This window comes from Synechococcus sp. CB0205 (assembly GCF_000179255.1).
Classification (GTDB): domain Bacteria; phylum Cyanobacteriota; class Cyanobacteriia; order PCC-6307; family Cyanobiaceae; genus Vulcanococcus.
Genome location: NZ_ADXM01000008.1, coordinates 1 through 14261 on the forward strand (window position 1 = coordinate 1; position 14261 = coordinate 14261).

A 14261-nucleotide genomic window follows, 5' to 3' on the forward strand; every position below is an offset into this window, starting at 1 on the left:
CACTACGACCTATGGCTGCATGCCATCACCAGGCTCTGAATTGAGCGTCGCGCATATCGAGCGTCGCCAACTCGCGCTACGCGACTGTCCAGACCTCTTTGCTCTCCCCCGCTGTTGCAGTGACCTGGTCGTCGACTACCAGAGTTCGGCGCAAGCAGGTGTGGATCAACTGATTAAGAGTGGCTCACAGGAAGACAAGCGCGCCGCTTAGTTCGTGCTGAACACCTTGTGTTGTGTTAGTGGCCGCTTTGGCGACAGCCGGTGATGTCGAGGCTCAGCGTCACGATTGAGAAGAGGTCAGTCTGCTGAGATCGGCTGCCAAGGCTCTTTCCCTTAGAGACCAATCAGTTCCGCTAGATGCAGTGTCTCGTATCAAGAAATACTTCCTGGTGCGCTGTGCATGGCGTGATCCCAATGAGATTCCGTTGTTTTTACCCAAGTCAGTGGCGCTGACCGACCTTATGCATCCCCTCCACTGAGAAGCTCGTGTTCTCCATCGAAAGATTGACCAGTAAAGGCTGGAGACAAACCGAAGAACATCCCGACCACGACCTCGCCCACTTGCACGCACGGCTAAAGAACTTCGCGGATGGCTCCACCTACAGAGTCATCGACCCTGACCAGACCATGGTTTGCCTGTTCTCAGGCGGCGCCACGGAGTGTTGGGCAATGGACCACGTCAAGGTGGGGTGAGTCCAAGCTTGCCTCGGCAAAACAGCTCCCTCCGCTTCTATTCGACCGCAACCAGACTTACGGACCAGGCGTCTCAAAACCGCTGGCACAACAGCTCCCCGATCCACTGCTCAGTAGCGGGAAGTGTTGGGGTGGGGGAGCTTGGCACTCCCCCGTCTCGGATCACGGGGAATCACTCAACCGTGTCCTCAATTGTTATGGCCTCACTGGCGCTTCTAATGCAAGAGGGGAGGGGCGAACCGGCGGTTCACCCCCCTGAGCCGCCATGCCTTGACGAAGAGATTGCGGCCCAAAGTCCTTATGGCGCACCGGACGCTCAAGCGCGAGAGCAATGTCGCGTTCAGGACATTCGAAAATCAGAAAAGCCCCTGAGAGCGACAGCAGGGGCGCTGGGCGATCTCTTCGTCAAGAGGCGCGCACCATTACTACCCGAAGACCGTAGCCAGCACAAAGAGCATTTCTACCGGCATTCGCGACAAGGCCAGTCACGAGGCGGATCACAAGCCCTGGCGGCTTAATCAAACGTGAGCTAGCCGCAATCCAAGTTCGGGCGTCTCGGACAACAACTACAGCAGGTGCTTAGGCAAGCTTTGCCCCGAATCCTCTAGCCGACCTGAAACTCAGACCACATCTGAGCCAGGGCCCTGGGGATCGCCCGCGGCTGGTAATCGCGCCGATCACTCACACCGTGACGTAGAACCGCATTCACCACGACGGCCGGACGTGAACTGCGGTTGATCGCACCATGGGGGACACCGGGCGGAATGCGTAACCAGACCGGTTCATCCTCCCGTAGAGAGATGCACTGCAGGCGGCGATCCTGCAACACGATCAGATCCAAACTGCCGCTGATCACCTGCAATTGATCGGTTTGAAAGCGATGGCAAAACAGCTCGCCGCGATCGCTGCTGTGCACTTCCGCGATCAACGTTTCGTCGCTTGGCAGAGGCTCAGAAAAGACTGTGGAGCCTGATGTCGTGGAGCGAGCAGAGAGCAGCTCAATTGAACGAGATGTGCGCATTGGAAGCACTATTCTTCTTGGATTGTTGCAATTCGATGTCTCCTGAAATGTGCCTTTGACGTCCTTATTGCCCTGGGTCAGCAAATGCTATCTAGAACATGAGTCATCATTGTCATTACGATCCGAAGTCAGCAGTCGAGTGCTCAAAGGCTGCTGGTCTTGTTCGAAGATGAATATATCGACGATCCCATGGTCCACCTGATCGACATGTTGAGACTCCAAAGCCAAGCATTTGTGTCAATGGGCTGACAAGAACAAGGCGAGTCATTGCAGGAAAGCGATGTGTACGGTCCAGGGATGACAATTCCGTACCGTTGATCCGGTCAATCACTCAGACGCAGTAGCAACGGGAGAGGAGTGATTGACATGGCCTCATAGGGCTTCACAGCTTCTGGGACTTCACCCAGTCGGTGGCGGCTTTCTGGGTATGCCAGGCCTGCAGTAGCTGTTTGGCCAGAGCCTTCAGCCGCGCGGGTTCCGCTGTGGCGTCAATTGCCCTGGAAAAGCGCTCCACCTCAAACTGTTGACCGATAGTGAGTTCTTGCGTGCTCGACATCTCGGTGCAAACAAACAACATGACAACACTATTGATGGAGGAATCTTTCTCTGTGACCTAAACTACGATTTGAAAGAATGTGGGCGAATCAACAACAGAAAGACCACGACAGATCAGATCGACTCATTGGTATAATTAGATCTTGGTATGACGTCTGGCGAACTTCATTGCTCGCACGCCTGAGTCAGGCGGTGTGGATTCGGCAGGCCTGGTGAGTGCTGGGGGTGGACTTGGGATATTTCTGCCCGAGGCGCCACAGCTCATTGCTGGTGGCGCCTGGTTCCACAGCTCGCAGGCGGCAAACCAGGTTGAATATGTCCTGAGCTGAGAGCTCGCCATCGTCTTGCCACTTCAGGCTGGCAGGCTGGAGTGACCGCTGGATGTCGGACATGAACGCAAGGCCAATTCAATGCAGCGTATAAAGAGAGTCGACCTTGCGTGGGTCAACGCACACAACGTTGACTGGAAGATTTCTGGAAGGTGTAACTCGTGCTACTAGAAGTAGTTGGATTGGCTCCGTTCGGTAGCGGATGACTCTAATGAAGTGATCGACTGGAGGTCCTGGAGAGCAATCATCAGCGCCATACCCATCAAGGCAAGCGCTGTTCCTGTTTGTTCCCGACTAGCGAGCTCGAGTGTTCTGGCCGCAGCCAGGTGCTGACTCCAACTCAGTCGCATGATCAAGAATCAGCTTGCTTCAGTCTTAAGCGAGCGGCGAGGGCGAACGTGAACCAATGACAACTGCTTTACAATTAGTCATTGTCCTGTGTTGCTGACAGAGCGCGGATTGTGTAGTCAACATGACGTTCTTCAGCCCGGAACCCCATAACTTTTAATTGTCCCATCGCATCCAATCGATGGCTCCGATCGGCTCACCATGGCGCAAACTTTTGAGGTTGAGCGCCTCAAACGAGATATCGATGCCCAGAGCGACCCCGAGGTTCTGCGCGCCCTCGCCAAAGAGCTGCTGAAGGCATGGTTCGGCGAAAAGGCCAGCACCCATCAAGCCATTCAAGAGCAGCTCAAGACTGAATGCCATCCGCCTTTTGGTTGATTGCTAGGCGACCAGCTAGCTCAACCAGTCCACGTTCTAAGACGCCAAGACAGGGTCGGTTTACACGACTGTTTCAGGGTCTGATGCGCGACAGAGTTTGCATAACCGTAGTCACATCGCCGTGACCAAGTTCCATAACGATCAATCCGAGCTAACGGGTTACACGCTCGATCGCTGGGATCTGCACGGTGATCCGTGCAGTTGTGTTGACTGCATGGCTGAGTACGAGATCTTGCGCATGATGCAGCTTGCTCATGACCAGAAGCTCTTGAAGAGTCCATCCTGAGGATTGATATTGGAGATGGTTGTGTGCGGCTCGCTAATGGCTGGCTTCTTGACCGAACTGACCTGGAGCCAACGCCGAACAACTCAGAGAGTGCGGCTCAATGGGACCTGCGAATAATGAACAAGATATGAATATAATGACTTCTGTTGCTTAGAGCACATCACGCATTCCGTTTCCACTTGTAGAAACTAAATATCGCCTGACACGCAGAGGAAGGCGGTGGCAAGCTCTCCAACCGATGGACGCGAGGTCGGTTGGAACTTGTCAACCAACTGACAGTTCAAGCGCCCCCCGTCAGTGGCATTGCTCTTGTCGGGTCAAGTCCACGTGCCCCCTCCCGTAAGGCGTCAGACTTTCACCTGCTAAAGCGATGTTGTTCCGTGCCGAATCCAAACGGTAGCTCAACAGATCGACCTGCCATCTCAGTGCTTTCAAGCTGGGTGATGAAGCGTTTCCGTTGAGCTGAGTCCATCGGATGTTGTTCAGGTCGCTCTCGTTCCCTTGGCGTAACGGCTTCATCCATTGTCAGAACAGCGATCTCGGGCGGTACGGGTGGATGGGATCTGAAGCGTGGATAAGGACACCTCAGCCCCTTCAGGGTTGAGTTGATCTTGGCAATCTCTTCTTGGATGGCTTGATCGGTCTCCTGTTCACTCAATGCGCTGTACCGCTTAAAGAGCTTGATCAATGCTTCTTTTTGCTCAGGGGTCGGAGTAGTGCGAAGTCTCCTGCGCTGCCTGGGGGCGAACTGACCAAGTCCCACGTTCACGACTTTGTGTTTCATGGTTTGCAAGTTGTCAGGGCTCTGCATGTGTTCAGAGCGAGAGCCACCACATCGTCTGACCAGTTCATCTGGTCTCATCTTCTGTGGTTATCCAGTCTTTGCGGCTTGATGAATCTGATTCAACCCATTGACTCGTTCGCCAGCCAGGCCTTGTTGGTATTTGTTGACAACTTCTTGTCATTTCCAATACATCGACAGCTTTTCCTGTTCATTGCCGTACACGGCGATCAGGGTTCTGGTCTTCCATGCAGATATCAGTACTTGCATGGCTAGTAAGGGTTCTTTTCCCGTGAGAGGACAAAAAGCTACCCCGTTGAAGGTGACTCACAAACCCATGTTCAGACAAGACAAAAACCGGAGCCAGTATCAAGGACAAAGGGCAGTGATCGCATATCTCAAGACAGCAACAGCTCCCCGGGTGGGCTGGGGAGAAAATCCGCGGACGGGAGCTGTTGAGGTGACACCACCAAGGTGTCGCCTAGCAAAAGCAGCTATGGCGTTAGCTGCTTTCCATAACAACTTGGCATGAACGGGGCCGCCGGTGTTATCGGCTCAACCGTTCTTTATGGGATCGGCATTACTGCTTTACAGCACTACAACTATGAGCTGCGGTGCTACCCCAGCCTGAAGTCAACGAAACATGCCGCGCACGGAGCAACTATCTCTGCGCCAATAGCCCTCGACACCAGGTCGTCTGTTTTCCAAGGGGCGATCTTGGCCGGTCTTCGAGGCCTCACGCCCAACTCTGTTCAGCGCCACCAAGCCCAACAGAAGACGGTCAAACCGTGTTCAACAGCACAACTGCCTATGCCGCAGAGCGAACAGGATTGATTTGTGATTCGGTCAGATGAGATGAACCACCTACAGCTACTCACGGCCCCGACTTGCCCTCGCTACAGGCTGGTTGATGCGGCACTGCAGCCCCATCCCCAGCTCGACGGCCTATACGAGAACCTCGAGGCCGCCCTGGAGGAGGCCCGGGCCTGGTGCGGCAGTCTCACCGCCAACCAACCACTGGCCATCGGCGTGGAGGTAAGCACCACCAGTGGCGGTTGGCGCACCGTGCGTTTTCCACAACCTCTGTGCTGATCAGGCCATGGCGACCTACACCATCCAAATTGAAGGTCTCGGAAGTTTTGACTGTGCCGATGACAGTTATATCCTCGATGCCGCCGAGGAGGCAGGACTGGATCTGCCCTACTCCTGCAAGGCCGGTGCTTGTAGTACCTGTGCGGGACAGCTACTCAGTGGTGCTGTTGATCAAGCCGATCAGTCTTATCTCGATGACGACCAGGTCGGCCTCGGCGAAACAGCTCCCTCCGCTTCTATTCGACCGCAACGCCAATTACGTCAGCCCAGCCGTAACGAGCTTGAGTCCGCTGGGTTAGCCGCGACGTACCCAGAAGTAGTGGCACTACTGCTGTGTCCAAGCGTTGCCTGGAGCGTGAAGACATCCACCCCGCGGCGGATCGCATGAGTGGCGTGGGTATGACGCAGCTTGTGGGGATGGAGATGAACCTCCGCCTCTCGTCCCCAGCGGCGCATCCGCTCAGCAATCGCCTGCCGACTCAGCGGACCGTCCTTCCGGTTTGAGGGGAAGACCCAATCCCCTGACTCCCGTCGCCCTAAGGACTCAAACAGCTCCAGGGTTTCAACGCTGATCCGGACGGTGCGTTGCTTACTGCCCTTGCCAAGAAGCGTGACTTGCCCGCCCCCATCGACAGCCTCAATGTCCCCCCACTTCAGGCGAGCCAACTCGGAAACCCGGCAACCAAGCAGGTAGCTCCCGCGAACTAGAACAAAATCCCTGGCTGCTGTTTTGGAGCCTTCAGCCTTGGCTTGGCTGATCCTGCCGAGCACTGCGGAGAGATCTGCTTCAGGTAATGGCTTCGCCAGCTTCGGTGCGTGGAGCTGAACTCGCGGGGGGATGGGATTACGCGGCACACCTGTCACCGCAGAACGGGAGGGCTCAGAAGCCCAGCGATACATCGCACTCACCGCACTGACGCGCCTGTTGAAGCTGCGCGGCTTCAGTTCTCCAACTTCGACCGCATGCAGCAACTCGGCAATCCAGTTCTCGGTGAGTGATGGGTCGATCTCTCGCAGATGCAAGTGGGGGTGGTGGCGATCCCGCCAACTGACGTAATGACGGATTTCTCGGGCATAGCCGTCACGGGTTTCCTGACTGCCGGAGCGGCTGCACTGGGCGAGAAACCGCTTGAGCAAAAGGTCGTCACCCCACAGCACCGCACCTGCTTGCGCCGCATCGAATAAACGGGAGACATAGGCAAGCGCCTCTGCCTTGTCCATCCCCGCGAGAACTGGGGGGATTTTGGATGAGGATTTGGATGAGAGCGAATCCGAGGCTTCCGTCGCAATCGACGAGATCCCGCTCTGGGATTGATTTGAAGGGGCCTCCCAGCCCCCATGGATCATTTGGTTGATAAGGCTGATCTAACCCCATCTCCCTTAATTAGGGTCAGGCAGCCACAGGGGCGGTCTGACGGGAGAAACGAACGATGTTGTTCGCTGTTACGGGTTCGCTCTTACCGAGCAGGCTTCAGTCACCCTCCTCATGCCCCGTCGAAACCATTGCAGCCCCATGAAGTGGAGCTGAGCGGAATCGAACCGCTGTCCGAAACACTGGTGTGAGCCACCTAGTCCGGTCGAGACCGGACCCCCTCATTCTGCAGGGTCAACGCACAATGGGAGAGACCTCCATCGAGGAGGACAACCGCCCCCGTCGATTGAGGTCATGACAGAGGCCTGGCAGCGGCAACCGGTCAAACGCCTCGTCAAGAGCGGCTTGATCCAAGGGATCGCGGTGCTCCCCCAGGGCCTTGAGGAGATTGGCGCCGAGGAGCTCATCAAGCTCGGCGCCAAGCAGGTGCAACCCCTGCGGCGCGCCGCTGCCTTTGAGGCGGACATGGCCTGCCTCTATCGGCTCCATCTGCAATGCCGCTATCCCTTCCGCTTCCTACGGGAGATCGCGCGGTTCCCCTGCCATGACCGCGAGTCGCTCTACGACGGCATTCAGAACGCCCTGGACTGGGAGCGCTGGCTGCACCCTTCGATGAGCTTCCGCGTGGATGTCAGCGGCAGCAATCCCGGCCTGAGCCACAGCCACTACACGGCGCTGCAGGTCAAGAACGCCGTCGTCGACCTGCAGCGCGACATCTGGGGCGAGCGCTCTTCCGTTGACCTCGAGGAGCCCGACCTCTCCCTCCACGTCCACCTCAACCGCCACGAGGCACGGCTCAGCCTCGATGGTTCTGGCGGCAGCCTCCATCGCCGCGGCTACCGCAGCGCCATGGGCCTCGCCCCCCTCAAGGAGAACCTGGCCGCCGGCCTGATCCGGCTGACGGGCTGGGATGGATCGATCCCCTTGGTCGATCCCCTCTGTGGATCGGGGACACTGCTGATCGAAGCCGCCAGCTGGGCCCTCTCCCAGGCCCCAGGCCTGCATCGCCCCTTTGCCCTCGAGGGCTGGGCGGACTTTGACACCGAGCTCTGGGACGAGGAGCAGCGCCGGGCCCAATCGCGCGAGCAACCGCTGAGCACGCTGCCGCTGCTGCTGGGCTGCGAACAGAACGCCAGCGTGGCCGAGCAAGCCAGACACAACGCCCAGGCCGCAGGACTCGCTGAAGCCATCACCCTCCAAACCGGCGATTTCCGCACGCTCGCCCTGCCCAGCGGCCCGGGAGTCCTGGTCTGCAATCCGCCCTATGGCGAGCGGATTGGTGAACGCGATGAACTCGAGCAGCTCTACGCCGATCTCGGGGCCATGGTGAAAGAGCGCTGCAGTGGCTGGAGCCTCTGGCTCCTCAGCGGCAACCCGGAGCTGACCGGCGCCCTACGCATGAAAGCCAGCCGGCGCATTCCGATCAGCAACGGAGGCATTGATTGCCGCTGGCTCCACTACGAAATCCGTTAAAGCCAGCCCTAGGCTTTTGCCATGAGCCACTGGATCACCCCCCTACTGGCCAGCAGCCAGGGGTTAATGACGATCCCCCTCGAGATTCAACTGCTCTTCATCGGAGCGGTCTATCTGGGCACGCTGATCATCAGTCGCTTCTCGATTCGAATTGGGATTCCCGCTGTTCTTGGGGTTCTCTTCTTAGGCCTGCTGATCAATCTTCAGGTTCTCGATATCCATCCATCCGAGGTCGAACGCCTTCAGACCTTCTCGCTGGCCCTACTGCTGTTTTATGCCGGGCTAAAAACCGATACCCAGGCCATTCGTGGCTTCCTCAAATACGGCCTCGTCCTGGCCATTGCCGGGGTCGCCGTCTCCACCCTGGTCCTGGGTGCTGCGATCGTCTGGCTGACCTCCCAAAGCGGGGCAGCGATCACCCCGGGGCTCAGCAATGCCATCCCCCTGGGGGCAGCTCTTCTCGTGGCCGCCTGCCTGGGTTCCACCGACGCCGGAGCCACCCTCGGGGTCCTGCGACAGGTCAAACGGCATGTGCCGAAAAATGTTCAAGATCTGCTCGAATTTGAGTCTTCCGTCAATGACCCATCGGCGCTGATTTTGTTCAGCATCGCCGCCAGTCTCTTCAGCGTTGGCGCGCAAGGGCAAGCACTCCCGGATGTTGTCATTAGCGGCTTCTCAAGCCTGTTGCAAAAAATCGGTTCCGGAGTCCTGGTGGGCCTGGGATTTGGCTATGTCGCCCGCGTGATGATCAACCGCCTGGTGGTTGACCGGGAGCAACTGCTCATCGTGGCGATCTCCATCGCCTTTATGGATTACGGCTGCACACAAATCCTGGGCGGATCGGGCTTTGTCGCGGTCTATATCACCGGTCTAATGATGACCAATGAGCACTATCAGCGCCCTGAGATCAACCACCAAACGATTCAAGAAGTGCTGCTGCCGTTCAACACCATGACGGAGATCAGCATCTTTTTCATCTTTGGTCTGCTGGTGGATCCAACCCACCTGCTGCCAGCCCTGCCGGCCGGTCTGGCCACCGCCGCGGTCCTCATGCTCATCGCCCGGCCCCTGAGCGTCCTGATCTTTCAGCGGCTCTCGCCCTTCAGCCTGAAGGAGTCCTTATTGATCGCCTGGTGCGGCCTACGCGGAGCGGTCCCCCTGGCTCTCTCCTTCAACGTCATGGGCGCCATCCCACTGTTGCGGGGAGTGCCCAGCGATGCAGCCGCCAGCGTCCTGGCCCAGAACTGTCAGGGGATCGTTTTCATCACGGTGATCCTCAACCTCAGCCTGCAGGGGCTCTCCCTACCGGGCCTCTGCCGCTGGCTCAGCGACCAACCAACGCCCGAGTCGTCTTCGTAAGACCCGCCAAGGTTTCGGGCAGGTAGGGGCCCTTAGTCATCAGGCCACCGATCCGCAGAAATACAGCACTCAGCAGCAGGTTCACCGCCATCAAGCCGAGGGCGGAGTGGATCCAGCTCCAGCCCCAGTTCTGATGCAGCCAGAACAACAGCGCCACATCGGCCGCCAACCAGGCCATCAACAGCGCCGAGAGGCCCGCCATCAGCAGCACGACCCCGCCAATCAAACGGCGCTTCTCGCGGTCGGCCTCCTTCAGGGCAATCCGGACATGCAGGTCCATCACCGAGGCCACCAACCCGGTGATCCGGGAGGCCGCCTTCAAGGGGACGCCACGCCGCGGGGCGTCCTTCGAAGAAGAGGAGTCGGAGCTGGTCATGACGAACGGCGGCCGGAGAGCAACAGACCGAGCAGTAGCCCCACTCCAGCAGCCAATCCCAAAGCCATCAAGGGGCGCTCCCGCACCGGTTTTTCGATGCGAGGCCGCAAGTTGGCATTGAGGTCATCGAGCAGATGCTCCAGCTGCTCCTCCAGCGGCCGCAGGGAATCCGCCCACTGCTGGGCCTGGTCCTCGCCCACCGTCAGCAGATCCAGCAACTGCTCCTTGACTCCGTCACTGGTTCGGCCGGTCTGCCGGGCAATCACCTCCACCACCGTGTCCAGGCTGCCCCGCGTGGCCTCCAGGGTGTGACGGGCGACGTCTGGCCACTCCCGCTGGATCGTCGGCAGAAACTGCTCAAAGCGCTCTCGGAACAGGCTCGCCACAGGCGAGAGGGGCTCGGTCTCAGGCGCCTCCTCCGGCTCGATCTTGGCCCGCCAGGGCTGCTCCTGCACGGGCTCCTGGGGGACACCGTTGCTGGTCGTGCCTGAGTCCATGGAGCCGTGGGACAGCCACCACACCGTAGTGACCATGCCTTGAAATCGACAGAGGGTCGGCTACCTTTCTGGTGCTCGACGCTCGGGCCTGTTGGTTCACATCAATCAGGTAGAGCTGACCCACTTCAAGTCCTTTGGCGGATCGATGTCGATCCCACTGGACGAGGGTTTCACGGTGGTCACCGGCCCGAACGGCTCGGGCAAAAGCAACATCCTCGATGGGGTCCTCTTCTGCCTGGGCCTCGCCAGCAGCCGCGGCATGCGGGCGGAGCGACTGCCCGACCTGGTCAACAGCTCCAAGCTCAAGCAGGGCAAAGCGGCCGAAACGGTCGTCTCCGTTCGTTTCGACCTGAGCGACTGGCAGCCCGATGAGGCCGAACAGGGTCTCGAGGCACCCGAAGAAGGCCCCTGGATCAAGCCCGGGCAAACCGAGTGGACCGTCACCCGCCGGCTGCGCATTGCCCCCGGCGGCACCTACGCCAGCACCTACAGCGCCGACGGCATCCCCTGCAATCTCCAGCAGCTGCAAACCCAGCTGCGGCGGCTGCGGGTGGACCCGGAAGGCAGCAACGTCGTCATGCAGGGCGACGTCACCCGCATCGTCTCGATGAGTTCCCGCGACCGCCGCGGAATCATCGATGAGCTCGCCGGGGTGGCCCTCTTCGATTCCCGCATCGAGCAGACCCGCTCCAAGCTCTCGGACGTGCAAGACCGGGAAGAGCGCTGCGCCATCGTCCAGCAGGAACTGCTGGTCTCCCGGCAAAAGCTCGAGCGGGACTGCGCCAAAGCCCGCACCTACCAGGAGCTGCGGGAGCGCTTCCAGCGGGGCCGGCTGCAGGAGCAGGTGCTCGGGTTCGAGCAGGCCGAGGCCCAGTTCAAACAACTGCAGAGCCGCCAGGAGGCGCTCAAGCGCCAGCAAGAGAACGAGCGCCAGAGCGTCAGCGAAGGCCGAAGCACCCTCGAGACCGCCTCCAAAGCCCTCGACGCCCTGCAGGCCGAGGTCAAAGCCCTTGGGGAAGATCAGCTCCTGGCGGTGCAGTCCGAGCTCGCCGGCCTGGAGGCCAGCGCCAGGGAACTCAGCCGCCAAGCGGAGAAACACCAACAGGGCGCCGAGGAACTCCAGCGTCAGCGCATGGAGCTCGGCCGCCAGCAAGCCGACCTCAAGCAGCAGCAAAGCCAGCTCAACAGCGCTGACGATCAGGCCAGCCTGGAGGAGGCCGAAGCGGGTTGCCGGACTGCCGAAGCCGCCGTCGAACTCTCCCGCCGTCGCCTGGGGGAAGTGGCCGGCCGCAGCGGCAGCTGGCTGGAAGAGCAAAAGCAGCGCAGCCGCCAACGCCAGGAGCTCCAGGCCAAGCTCTCCCCGCTGCAGGCCGAACAGCAGCAGCTCGTCGAGCGCCTGCGCCAAGAGCAGGAACGCCTGGGAGAACTGCAGGAGCAACTGCAACAGGACGCCGCCAGCAGCGATGGGGTCTCCAGCTCCCTCACCGCCCTGGAGGACGAGTGGCATCAACTGCTCGATGAGCTCAAGGCCCAGCAGACCCGCGCCCAGGAGCTCGCCGAAGCCCTCGCGCTGCAGCAGCGCACCCGCCAACGGCTCGAGCAGGAGCAGGTCAGCCTGGAGCGAGACATCGCCCGGATGGAGTCCCGGCGGGAAACCATCCAGGAAAGCCGCGGCACCGGAGCCCTGCGCCTGCTGCTCGAGGCTGGACTCGAGGGCATCCACGGCCCCGTCGCCCAACTCGCCGAGGTGGAGGAAGCCCATCGCCTCGCCCTGGAGGTAGCTGCCGGCGCCCGCCTTGGCCAGGTGGTGGTCGATGACGACCGCATTGCCGCCCGGGCGATCGATCTGCTCAAAAGCCGCCGGGCGGGTCGCCTGACCTTCCTGCCCCTCAACAAGATCCGTGGCGGGGGCGGGGCCATGCGCAACGGCGCCGCCTTTGAGCGCGGTGGCGCAGCCGTGGGCGGCGACGGTCTGGTGGGGCGGGCCGTGGAGCTCGTGCGCTTTGAGCCCGTCTATGGCGAGGTCTTCCGCTACGTCTTCGGCGACACCCTGGTCTTCCGGGATCTTGCCAGCGCCCGCCGCGAACTGGGCCGCTGCCGCGCCGTCACCCTCGATGGCGAACTGCTCGAGAAGAGCGGTGCCATGACCGGAGGGAGCCTGCAACAACGGGGCAATCAACTCAGCTTCGGTGCCGCCAGCGACGCCGACGAAGCCGAACCCCTGCGCCGGCGTCTGCTGGAGCTCGGGGAAACCCTGCTGGCCAGCAAGCGCAAGGAATCCGAGCTCGGACGGTCCCTCGAAGAACTGCGGCCGCAGCTCAGCCGGCTGGAGCAACGCAAGGCCGCCCTGGACGCCGAGCGCACGGCCGCCCAACGGGCCAGCGGCCCACTGCAGGAACGCCGCAATCAGCTCAGCGCGCGGATCAAGCAGATCGAGACCGACCTGGGCGGCGGGCAGCAGCGCCTGCAGGCCATCGCCACGGAACTCACCCCGCTGCAGCAAGCCCTGCAGCAGCTGGAGGCCAGTGAAGCCAGTGCCCAAGCCAGCGGCGACAGCGAGCGCTGGCAGGGCCTGCAGCAGGAACTCGAGGCCGCCGATGCCGCCCTGACCCAGGCCAGACAGGAACGCGACAACCTGCTGGCCGCGCGCCGGGAGAGGGGACTGGCCGCCGAGCGGGTCAGCAGCCAACTCCAAGCCCTGGGCGGGGAAGAGCAGCGGCTCGCCCAGGCCGTCAATGCCCTGATCGCTGAGCGCACCCAGTGGAAGGAGCAGCAGCAGGCCGATCAACAGAAGCGCAGCACCCTCGAGGCCAAGCAGCAGGAGCTGCAAACCCGCTTTGGTGAGCGGCGCCGCGCACGCGACGAAGCCGAGGCCCAACTCGCCAAGCAGCGCCAGGCCCTGCAACAACAGGAATGGGAACTGCAGCGCCTGGGCGAGGAACTCCTGGCCCTGGCCGAGGAGGAGCGCAGCAGCGGCGGCCGGCTAGAGCAGCTGCAACGGGAGCTCCCCGATCCCCTGCCTGAGATCCCCGAGGAGGTGCGCGAGAACGGCCTCGAGGCGCTTCAGGCCGAGCTCAAGAGCCTGCAGCAGCGCATGGAGGCCCTCGAGCCGGTCAACATGCTTGCCCTGCAGGAGCTCGAAGAACTCGAGACGCGGCTGGCGGACCTGCAGGAGCGCCTCGACGTCCTCTGCAAAGAACGCGAGGAGCTACTGCTGCGTATCGAAACCGTGGCCACCCTGCGCCAGGAGGCCTTCATGGAGGCCTTCAACGCCGTCGATGAGCACTTCCGCGACATCTTTGCCGGCCTCTCCGACGGCGAGGGCTTCCTGCAGCTGGAAAACCAGGAGGCTCCCCTGGAGGGCGGCCTCAACCTGGTGGCCCACCCCAAGGGCAAGGCCGTGCGCCGCCTGGCCTCCATGAGCGGCGGCGAGAAGTCCCTGACGGCCCTGAGCTTCCTCTTTGCCCTGCAGCGCTTCCGCCCGTCGCCCTTCTACGCCCTTGATGAGGTCGACAGCTTCCTCGATGGCGTGAACGTCGAGCGGCTCGCCGCCCTGATCGCCCAGCAGGCCGATGCTGCCCAGTTCCTGGTGGTCAGCCACCGCCGTCCGATGATTGGTGCCGCCACCCGCACCATCGGTGTGACCCAAGCCCGCGGGGCCCACACCCAGGTGGTGGGATTACCCCCGGCGGCCTAACCAA

12 protein-coding genes and 1 pseudogene are annotated in these 14261 nt (G+C 60.9%); 7 read left to right on the plus strand and 6 right to left on the minus strand.

Annotated elements, in window-relative coordinates:
• A partial coding sequence (locus tag CB0205_RS16450; RefSeq protein WP_232197202.1) for a hypothetical protein occupies nucleotides 1–211 on the plus strand: 211 nt, incomplete at its 5' end.
• Nucleotides 212–1297: 1086 nt separating this feature from the next.
• Here CB0205_RS16450 and CB0205_RS14020 read toward each other — a convergent pair.
• The gene (locus tag CB0205_RS14020) at nucleotides 1298–1621 is read right to left on the minus strand and encodes a hypothetical protein (protein ID WP_010312956.1); all 324 of its coding nucleotides are present in this window, start codon (nucleotides 1619–1621) and stop codon (nucleotides 1298–1300) included.
• Between the two features lie 475 nt (nucleotides 1622–2096).
• Nucleotides 2097–2270 (minus strand): hypothetical protein, encoded by a 174-nt coding sequence (locus tag CB0205_RS16215; protein WP_198001888.1) that lies wholly within the window; start codon nucleotides 2268–2270, stop codon nucleotides 2097–2099.
• An 877-nt stretch (nucleotides 2271–3147) separates the two neighbouring features.
• On the opposite strand from CB0205_RS16215, the gene CB0205_RS16220 reads away from it, so the two are divergent.
• Nucleotides 3148–3324, plus strand: coding sequence for a hypothetical protein (locus CB0205_RS16220; protein WP_010312961.1), 177 nt, complete (start codon nucleotides 3148–3150; stop codon nucleotides 3322–3324).
• A 641-nt stretch (nucleotides 3325–3965) separates the two neighbouring features.
• Here the strand turns inward: CB0205_RS16220 and CB0205_RS15760 are convergent.
• Nucleotides 3966–4421 (minus strand): hypothetical protein, encoded by a 456-nt coding sequence (locus CB0205_RS15760; protein ID WP_156797695.1) that lies wholly within the window; start codon nucleotides 4419–4421, stop codon nucleotides 3966–3968.
• An 825-nt stretch (nucleotides 4422–5246) separates the two neighbouring features.
• On the opposite strand from CB0205_RS15760, the gene CB0205_RS14030 reads away from it, so the two are divergent.
• Both CB0205_RS14030 and CB0205_RS15145 read left to right on the plus strand, forming a co-directional pair.
• On the plus strand, nucleotides 5247–5483 hold the full coding sequence (locus CB0205_RS14030) for a hypothetical protein (protein WP_010312968.1): 237 nt from the start codon (nucleotides 5247–5249) through the stop codon (nucleotides 5481–5483).
• A 7-nt stretch (nucleotides 5484–5490) separates the two neighbouring features.
• Nucleotides 5491–5700 (plus strand): annotated as a pseudogene (locus CB0205_RS15145) (2Fe-2S iron-sulfur cluster-binding protein); the annotation flags it as partial.
• A gap of 44 nt (nucleotides 5701–5744) precedes the next feature.
• Here the strand turns inward: CB0205_RS15145 and CB0205_RS0100345 are convergent.
• On the minus strand, nucleotides 5745–6704 hold the full coding sequence (locus tag CB0205_RS0100345; RefSeq protein ID WP_010312972.1) for a tyrosine-type recombinase/integrase: 960 nt from the start codon (nucleotides 6702–6704) through the stop codon (nucleotides 5745–5747).
• A 445-nt stretch (nucleotides 6705–7149) separates the two neighbouring features.
• Between CB0205_RS0100345 and CB0205_RS0100350 the strand changes: the two genes are divergently transcribed.
• Together CB0205_RS0100350 and CB0205_RS0100355 are read left to right on the plus strand one after the other, a co-directional pair.
• Nucleotides 7150–8328, plus strand: coding sequence for a class I SAM-dependent RNA methyltransferase (locus CB0205_RS0100350; protein ID WP_010312982.1), 1179 nt, complete (start codon nucleotides 7150–7152; stop codon nucleotides 8326–8328).
• Between the two features lie 21 nt (nucleotides 8329–8349).
• Nucleotides 8350–9687 carry a cation:proton antiporter gene (locus tag CB0205_RS0100355; protein WP_010312984.1) on the plus strand — a complete coding sequence of 446 codons (1338 nt, stop codon included), beginning with the start codon at nucleotides 8350–8352 and terminating at the stop codon, nucleotides 9685–9687.
• On the opposite strand, the gene CB0205_RS0100360 is transcribed toward CB0205_RS0100355, so the two are convergent.
• Nucleotides 9653–10063: a phage holin family protein gene (locus CB0205_RS0100360; RefSeq protein WP_010312987.1), complete on the minus strand. Its 411-nt coding sequence runs from the start codon at nucleotides 10061–10063 to the stop codon at nucleotides 9653–9655. The genes CB0205_RS0100355 and CB0205_RS0100360 overlap by 35 nt on opposite strands.
• Nucleotides 10060–10560, minus strand: coding sequence for a DUF883 family protein (locus CB0205_RS14035; protein WP_043705108.1), 501 nt, complete (start codon nucleotides 10558–10560; stop codon nucleotides 10060–10062). The genes CB0205_RS0100360 and CB0205_RS14035 overlap by 4 nt, the downstream gene beginning before the upstream one ends.
• A 91-nt stretch (nucleotides 10561–10651) precedes the next feature.
• On the opposite strand from CB0205_RS14035, the gene smc reads away from it, so the two are divergent.
• Nucleotides 10652–14257 (plus strand): chromosome segregation protein SMC, encoded by a 3606-nt coding sequence (gene smc / locus CB0205_RS0100370; RefSeq protein ID WP_010312990.1) that lies wholly within the window; start codon nucleotides 10652–10654, stop codon nucleotides 14255–14257.
• The last annotated feature ends 4 nt before the right edge of the window (nucleotides 14258–14261 follow it).